The 7,101-nt window shown below is 37.9% G+C and carries 6 protein-coding genes and 1 riboswitch; all 6 genes read right to left on the bottom strand.

The genetic code is table 11. The features are described from left to right. Positions 1-42 precede the first annotated feature (42 nt). The 6 genes from P343_RS32650 to P343_RS0119100 all read right to left on the bottom strand — a co-directional run bounded on the left by P343_RS32650 (position 43) and on the right by P343_RS0119100 (position 7,058). Positions 43-1,203 carry a PucR family transcriptional regulator gene (locus P343_RS32650; RefSeq protein WP_023511104.1) on the bottom strand — a complete coding sequence of 387 codons (1,161 nt, stop codon included), beginning with the start codon at positions 1,201-1,203 and terminating at the stop codon, positions 43-45. A gap of 437 nt (positions 1,204-1,640) precedes the next feature. Continuing rightward, on the bottom strand, positions 1,641-2,333 hold the full coding sequence (locus P343_RS32655; protein ID WP_023511106.1) for a PIG-L deacetylase family protein: 693 nt from the start codon (positions 2,331-2,333) through the stop codon (positions 1,641-1,643). A 184-nt stretch (positions 2,334-2,517) separates the two neighbouring features. After that, positions 2,518-2,625, bottom strand: a riboswitch (SAM riboswitch). A gap of 275 nt (positions 2,626-2,900) precedes the next feature. After that, complete coding sequence (locus P343_RS32660; protein ID WP_023511107.1) at positions 2,901-3,203, bottom strand: hypothetical protein; 303 nt, start codon at positions 3,201-3,203, stop codon at positions 2,901-2,903. Positions 3,204-3,217: 14 nt separating this feature from the next. Continuing rightward, positions 3,218-3,937, bottom strand: a complete 720-nt coding sequence (locus tag P343_RS32665; protein ID WP_023511108.1) for a hypothetical protein — start codon at positions 3,935-3,937, stop codon at positions 3,218-3,220. A 485-nt stretch (positions 3,938-4,422) separates the two neighbouring features. Then, a complete protein-coding gene (locus P343_RS32675) occupies positions 4,423-4,857 on the bottom strand; it encodes a hypothetical protein (RefSeq protein ID WP_023511109.1) in 435 nt (144 codons plus the stop codon). A 17-nt stretch (positions 4,858-4,874) separates the two neighbouring features. Beyond that, a complete protein-coding gene (locus tag P343_RS0119100; RefSeq protein ID WP_422784818.1) occupies positions 4,875-7,058 on the bottom strand; it encodes a T7SS effector LXG polymorphic toxin in 2,184 nt (727 codons plus the stop codon). Positions 7,059-7,101 lie beyond the last annotated feature (43 nt).

A 7,101-nucleotide genomic window follows, 5' to 3' on the forward strand; every position in this document is an offset into this window, starting at 1 on the left:
TCTGATCGAAAACCATTTGGAACATCGAGTTTGAGACAGCCTCTAATCCATCAAATCTTCAATCATGAACGCCAGCGACAAATTGGTTTTCGCAAAAGGCTGACATAAATCAGTACCTAGAATTGACTCGATTTTTTTCATTTTATAGAGAACGGTATTTCGATGAATGAATTCTTTTCGTGCAATGTTTGCGGTTCGCCCATCTTCTTCAAGAAAAACACGAAGAAAATGCACAAAATCCGTCTCATGCAATTGATCGTAACGATAGAGCAGCCCTAGGGACTCCTGATGAAATGCCTCAATGACATTCCGTTCACGGACATCCATAATGATTTTATATGCGCCGATCTTTTTATACTCATAAATCGATAATTCCGGATGACGCTGATGCAATCGAATTACAGTCATCGCTTCATGATAGCTTTTCGTCAGATTCTTGAGTGGATATTCATTGCCCATGCCAATGGACAAATGCGTTTTTCCAAATTTCTCTTCACATTTTTGATAAATGGTCTCGATGATTTTTTTCAGCGGCAAAGTCGAATCATTGAATTCCGAACGACTCACCAAGTAAATCATTTGCGCATTGCCATGCATAGAAAGGAGGAGTTTATACTTTCTCGACAATTCATCTTCCGCTACATACCTCAGCGATGATGAAATCGTCTGCTTACTGTCGCACGCACACACAATAATGGCAAAATCGTGATCCGTCTTAATCCCTAATTGTGTAAATGCCTTAGAAACATAGTCAGCATCAGGTTCAGGCTGAAACAAAACCTCGGATAGTGCATGCCTTGATTTGGTTTCCTTCTGCTCGGTAGCAGCCAAATACTGAACCGTGATTTTGACAAAATCAGCAACCCGATACACCCATGGCATTTCAAATACAGGAAAGCAATGCTCGTTAGCAAATGCGATCACTTGCTCCGGGATATAGGGAATGTAAGGTCCCACATTGAGAATAATCCCAGATGTTTTTCGATGGAACGCCATCTGTACCATCGCGATCAGTTTCTGCTCATCCATCTGGATATTAATCCCAGTTGTAACCAACAGTTCATTTTCCTTGAAAAATTCAGCAAGACTGTCGCTTTCCATCACATTGACACCCGAGATCGGCCGATTAATGCCCTCGTTCCCGGCGACCAAATGAATTAGTTCCAATTCTGGTAAAGTGAATAAGTTGTTAAGTGTTATCATGCATACATAATCTCCTTAACAAGCGATTAGAGCATTGCCCTTTTGTAAAAGTCGTTGGAAGCAAGTGAATGCTTAGAAAACATGCAGAGGGCAAGCTTTCCACAAGACGCCTTTCTTGGGATCTGCTGATCATGTTGAATCCTAATTGATCGCAAGCCTGAAACATTTCCCGCAAAAGGAGTTTCGAGTAGCAAAACTTTTTAGAATACTTTTATTATTACTATATCGCGAACCATTCTGAGTGTCCAACAACAAGAAAATGACCATTAGAACAAAAAAACTCTTCCTCAATTCAAAGGAAAAGTTCTTTTACATCTATACGGTTTTCCAGAAAAACGTCCTCCCAAAGGTCGAGTATCTCGTCCAATTTCCGTTCATTATTCACACGCTTGATCTCAATTATTTCCAACCCTCCGCCCGCTTTCCCGAATCTGCCGTTAAATCAGTAGATCACTGTAAAACAATTTATGAAAAGATTCAACATACAGATCTTGCTCATGGCCGCCTTCCCATCTGATCCTGTTTAGAAGGTTTTCCTTAAACGATCCGTCACCGAACTGGCTGACATGTTGCTCCGCCGATCGAATTTTTACCTCAAATGTATCGCGGATATTGACCGGATAATTGGCTTGTTCGGGATTGAATAAATAGGTTTCCTTGGGCTTCGAAGGTTCAATCCCTTCTTTCAAATGCTCCGGATAGTAAGCAAATCCGTCAGCTAGGTAAGCTGCTTCAGAAGCAACCCTCCCGATCGTGATATGATCGGAATGAACGTCGTATTTTTTAAATGGATCAAAGGTGAACAGAATATCCGGCCGTTCCTGCCTGATTTTTCGAAAAACCGTTTCTTTTAGCTCTTCCTCCCGGGAAGCCAAGGTTCCATCAGAAAAATTGAGCCAATCGACAGAAGCCCCGAGTATATCCGCTGCCTTTCTCATTTCAGCGCGCCGAACTGCAGTAACATGTTCCGTAGTATCTGAAGGATCATGGGACCCTTTATCTCCATTCGTCGCAATCACAACTAACACATCATTCCCCTCATGAGTTAGTTTAGCCAATGTACCACTAAAGATTGTTTCATCATCAGGATGAGCGATAAAAGCAACCACTTTCTTTCCATGCACTGTCATTGTTTTCCCTCCTTTTTATATTTGAACATCTCCCTATTTAGTCGACCCCATCGTAATCCCCAGATAGTACACTAATAAAGATTGTAAGATTGCGAAATCGTTTCAAAATGATTTCCCCCTTGTCCTTTTGAGAAATAAAAAAATGCTTTCTCAGACAAGAAAACATTGACGGGCCGTACTTGTTTTCTTATCTGTCAGTTAAACTGCTGGAATTAACACCATACAACATGCATCTCATATTGCTGGTTGTCGGACTTCATTGGGCCATTCCCTCCGTCACTCTTGATAAGAATTGTGCTATTCAATTGATGTTCATTAAACCCGAGTCAACGCTCCTTTCCATGCAATGACAACCTAGCTATGTAGGGAAAAGAAATTCATCGCTGCTCAATTATGCGAATCTCATAACCATTGGCAAAAGTATAGTTTTTAAATACAAGATACAAAAAGGAACCTTCTGCCCTTAAAGCAAACGAAAACCGTCCCAGCTAGAAGGACGGTTCATTATTTTATGTCTCATAAACGGTCACCTGGTCTTTTTACATAATTTTACATTTAAATCCAATTTTATAGCAATGGTCTTTCTAGTTCTATATCTTTTACATTTTTTATAAAGCCAAATTTTGTCGTATAGATTTCTTCCATACTGTGTTTACTGACCTCCAGTGCAATTCGTCTATATGCTTCTAATAATTTCTCACTGGTTAGTACAACGGATTTATTCTTTGCTTTATCAATAACTACTATAATAGCAACCCACCAAGTAGTATCTCTAAAATCCGAAACATTACAAAATACCCTACACGAAGAATCTTCGTAGATCAAATTTTCACTACTGTCCATATTCGTACTAATAGAAATCTTATTCATTTTGATTTCTCACCTTAGATTGATATGAGTTTTTTGTGAAAGCGCCAAATGCCCTCTTTCACATTCAAAAAATGACTCTGTATTTTTAAATATTCCAATGTTTTTTTGTTATTATCAGGACTCCATTTATCAGTTAACTCATCCAGCCACATTAGTGACCAAGTGTAATTACATAATACCATCATACCTAATCCAATTTCATCATTATCGTCACTAATAACTTGCGCTTTTCCTTCACAATCGACAAAATTAACGATATATACATTCTGTTTCTTGATAATACAGATAGACTCTCTCTTCAAATGAAACATTGCATAATGATCCGCTGAAAGATACTTATTCGTTACTTTTTCCGCTTTTTTTAGATTTCCATTGGCAATTTCATCTATATATTCGAATGCTTCCGGAAGTGGTCGTATTTCCTCTGCAATGCTATCTTTGCTCAGTACCCCTAAATAGAAAAAAGCAAGATATTTATTTTTTAAAGTAATCACCCTATGATATATTCCACGAGAAACTCGAAATATAGTAAATTCTCCACCGTTTTCTTTTAATGAATAAAATACTTCTTGATCAACTACGTTATCATATGAAATACGTACTTCAATATCACCATAACTCGTTTCCTTAATATCAAATCGATCATTTTCCAGATAATGAATAAGCTTATCGATCACTGTTTTTTTCTTATTTTGTTGATTTGGGAAAGAGTGAAGCAGATCCCCTTTTGACACAGAATCGACTGTTTCATCTGCTTGTCAAATGGGATCACAAAACAATACTAGCTGCTTATTTGTTTAGTATTTTCCAAGTAATATCCTTTGCATTATCTAATGGCTCATTTAATTTAACTCTCTCATGAAAATCATCTGACCAAATGTAGAATTCATCTAGTCCGCCTCGTGGTGGATATAATGTATCGTTTATTTTTCTAATTTGATCCAATAATTTTTCTTCAGATTCTATATCATGTGACTCATCTAACAGGTCTAATATACAATGGACTTGATTAATTTGAGGAATCACCATATTTTAATAAATTATTTAAAATTATATTATATTCACTCTTCCAGCTTTTTATAATATAACTTCCAAGCTCATTTTTTGGTGTCTCATAAACCTCTTTACATGGAGAGTAACTACGCCGAATAACTTATTGCGTTATTGATGCATCAAATCTATATTTCCAAAAAATAGATGAAATTATAGAGAGTACAAATTAATAACTATATCTTATTGCTATACAAACGCTACCACTTCTAGGATCTACATAAGATGTGACCATTCCCCAAGGTAAGTTATAGATTATTTCATTATCATTAATAATGTCTGGATCACCTAATAATTGCATTAACCATTGATCATGCTTTTCTTTTTTTAATTTAACTTTATAGTTAGACCAATTAGCATAACTATTTGTTAAATCTTTATCTGCATTTTCTAATTCTATATATTGAATGTTATTTTTTTCAAATCCTACTATTATCCAAAATTCCATGTCATAAATGCTATGTTTCTTACTAAATATAAATACCTCATCATTGTTATCATATGGCATTAAGTCATCCTTAAAATGATTAATAAATACATTTTTATTTAATTGCTTATCAATACTGATATTTTTCACAAGCAATTTTTCTTCTTTTCCATTCAATATAATTTCTCCCTTCCTTAATATCCTTTTCCGCCCATGGCTTTAATTTTTTTTATGATTTCTTTATATTCTTTAAATGGCATTTCTATATTTCTCAACTTTATTTCTGCTTCTGGTAGTCTCTTCACATACTTGTTATGAATCAGTTCTTTTAAATTTGGTATAAAAACCTGTTCTAGTCCACCTTTACCGAACTGTGGGTTATGTTTTGCTATCCCATTTGCTCCAGACATATCAACGTTTAATTCGTAGCCTACCATCTTATCTCTATATAGAGCATTAAGCATCCCTTTTTCCCAATAAGGTTTTACTTGTAAACCAGCATATAATTCATGTGCATCAATTCCAACACTATCTAATACTTCTTTAGTTGTAAAATATCCTGTAGGGAATGGTTCTCCAGCATATAATACGCTACTCTTCTTATATACTTTATCAGTATAAACATCTTTTCCAAAATAAGGGTCTCCACCTTGCCAACTTCTTGCAATATCAGAAGGGTTATAATCTTTTAACATCCTTCTAAGTTTAGGTGTATTTATTTCTTGGTGTAATTCAGATGATGTCATTCTTCCATATTTACTGTGTAATTCATTTAATCTATCTGCATATCTGCCTCTATGAACTGTTATTCCATTAATTTCTTTAACAACTTCGCTTACTTTCTCACCCGCATTACTTTTCTCCCAATGAACCTCCCCCACTGCCACAGCTTGTTTTCGGTTTTGGATCCGATCAAAGAGTTTATATGCACCGTCTCCGCCGGGTTCCTTGGCAAGGACAAGCAGTTGTTTTCTTAACTTCGCTGTATTAATCACGTTGTACGGCAGTTTACCGACCTTAGCGGCAGCTATTTGAGTTTGAAACATACGAGCAAGTTGTTCAGGATCATCGTCAGGCATTGACCGGCCCGGCTTATTGCCAACGTTTTTGATTTTAATTTTAAATGCTGCAGCCTCTTTTTGCTTCTGAATCTGACTCACGAGATCGTATGAATAGTCTCTTTTCGATTCCTGAACAGTGACCATTAACTGCTTTTTAATCTTCGCAGTATTGATCACGTTGTATGGCAAATTACCGGATTTGGCAGCTTCTATTAGAGTTTGAAGTGTTTCTTCGCTCATCCCTCCAGCATCTATTTTACCTGACTTACCCGCTACCTTGCTTATTGTTTTAACAGCACTTGATCCTTTGCCGGTGAGTTCGGCTACCTCAGCGACTTTCCCTGCTCTGCTCACTTTGTCCATTCCTTTTGTTCCGATAAAGAAGCTAGCAAGTGTTGCTGCTGAGTAGCCGATCCATTGCGCACGAGTCAATGGATCACCATGAACCATATTTTTCTCAAAAGAGTTATTAATCCCTTGGGCAAGATATGCAGAAGTCTGGTTCCAACGCATAAGCGCTTCGGCAGTTCGGATTGGATGTCGAAACATATAGCCGACTCCGTTTACCATATCCATTATGGTTTCACCGGCACCATAGTTCGATTCCAACTTTATTAACTCAATCTTTTGATTAATTGGAAGGCTATTGAATAGGCTTGTAGAGCTCTCTTTTTCAGCCTTTCTCGCTTTTTCCTGTTGCCTCTTAGTCTCGAGATACTTTNATAGGCTTGTAGAGCTCTCTTTTTCAGCCTTTCTCGCTTTTTCCTGTTGCCTCTTAGTCTCGAGATACTTTTGCGCTTCCTTCGCCATCTCGTCCTGGACTTTGTAGATTTTGCTGTCATGATAGGCTTGAGCGTTAAAATGCATCGGCTGAACATCGGCGCCTTGCCGGGTAGCGTGGATCAGTTCTTCGTATAATGCCTTGATATTTGGCAGATCCTCAGTGACTTGCCGGTATTCATTGGTCAGGTTCTGATCGAGTTCCTGAACATCAAGCACCATTTTCGCTCGTTCTTCTTCGGCAGCATCAAGCCCTTGATCAACGTCGTGATTGGAAAAAGCATGAATCGGCACGAGGTCGGAAATGCTACCCAAGATTTTCTCGATCTCATCGCGCTGATCGGTAATCATTTCCTTTGCCCGGACATAGCCCCTGGACAAGTCCTCATCGAGAAAAGGCACCTGAACATGGGTATTCCCGCCTAAATTTTTGTCGTCAATCGTTCCGGCAACGCCATGATAATAGGCGATTTGCTTGTCGATCAACCTCATCCAGGCATCCACCACATTGACTTGTGCCGCGTAGAAGTTCTTTATTGATTCAGCTCCCTGCCCTTGAAAATCAGAACCGAGATTGGTG

Origin of the sequence: Sporolactobacillus laevolacticus DSM 442 (assembly GCF_000497245.1) — a bacterium.
In the GTDB taxonomy this organism is placed as follows: Bacteria; Bacillota; Bacilli; order Bacillales; family Sporolactobacillaceae; genus Sporolactobacillus; species Sporolactobacillus laevolacticus.

Excerpts from the sequence above, each read along its gene's own strand:
- P343_RS32650 (WP_023511104.1), bottom strand. The coding sequence starts at position 1,203 with ATGATAACACTTAACAACTTATTCACTTTACCAGAATTGGAACTAATT.
- P343_RS32655 (WP_023511106.1), bottom strand. The coding sequence starts at position 2,333 with ATGACAGTGCATGGAAAGAAAGTGGTTGCTTTTATCGCTCATCCTGAT.
- P343_RS32660 (WP_023511107.1), bottom strand. The coding sequence starts at position 3,203 with ATGAATAAGATTTCTATTAGTACGAATATGGACAGTAGTGAAAATTTG.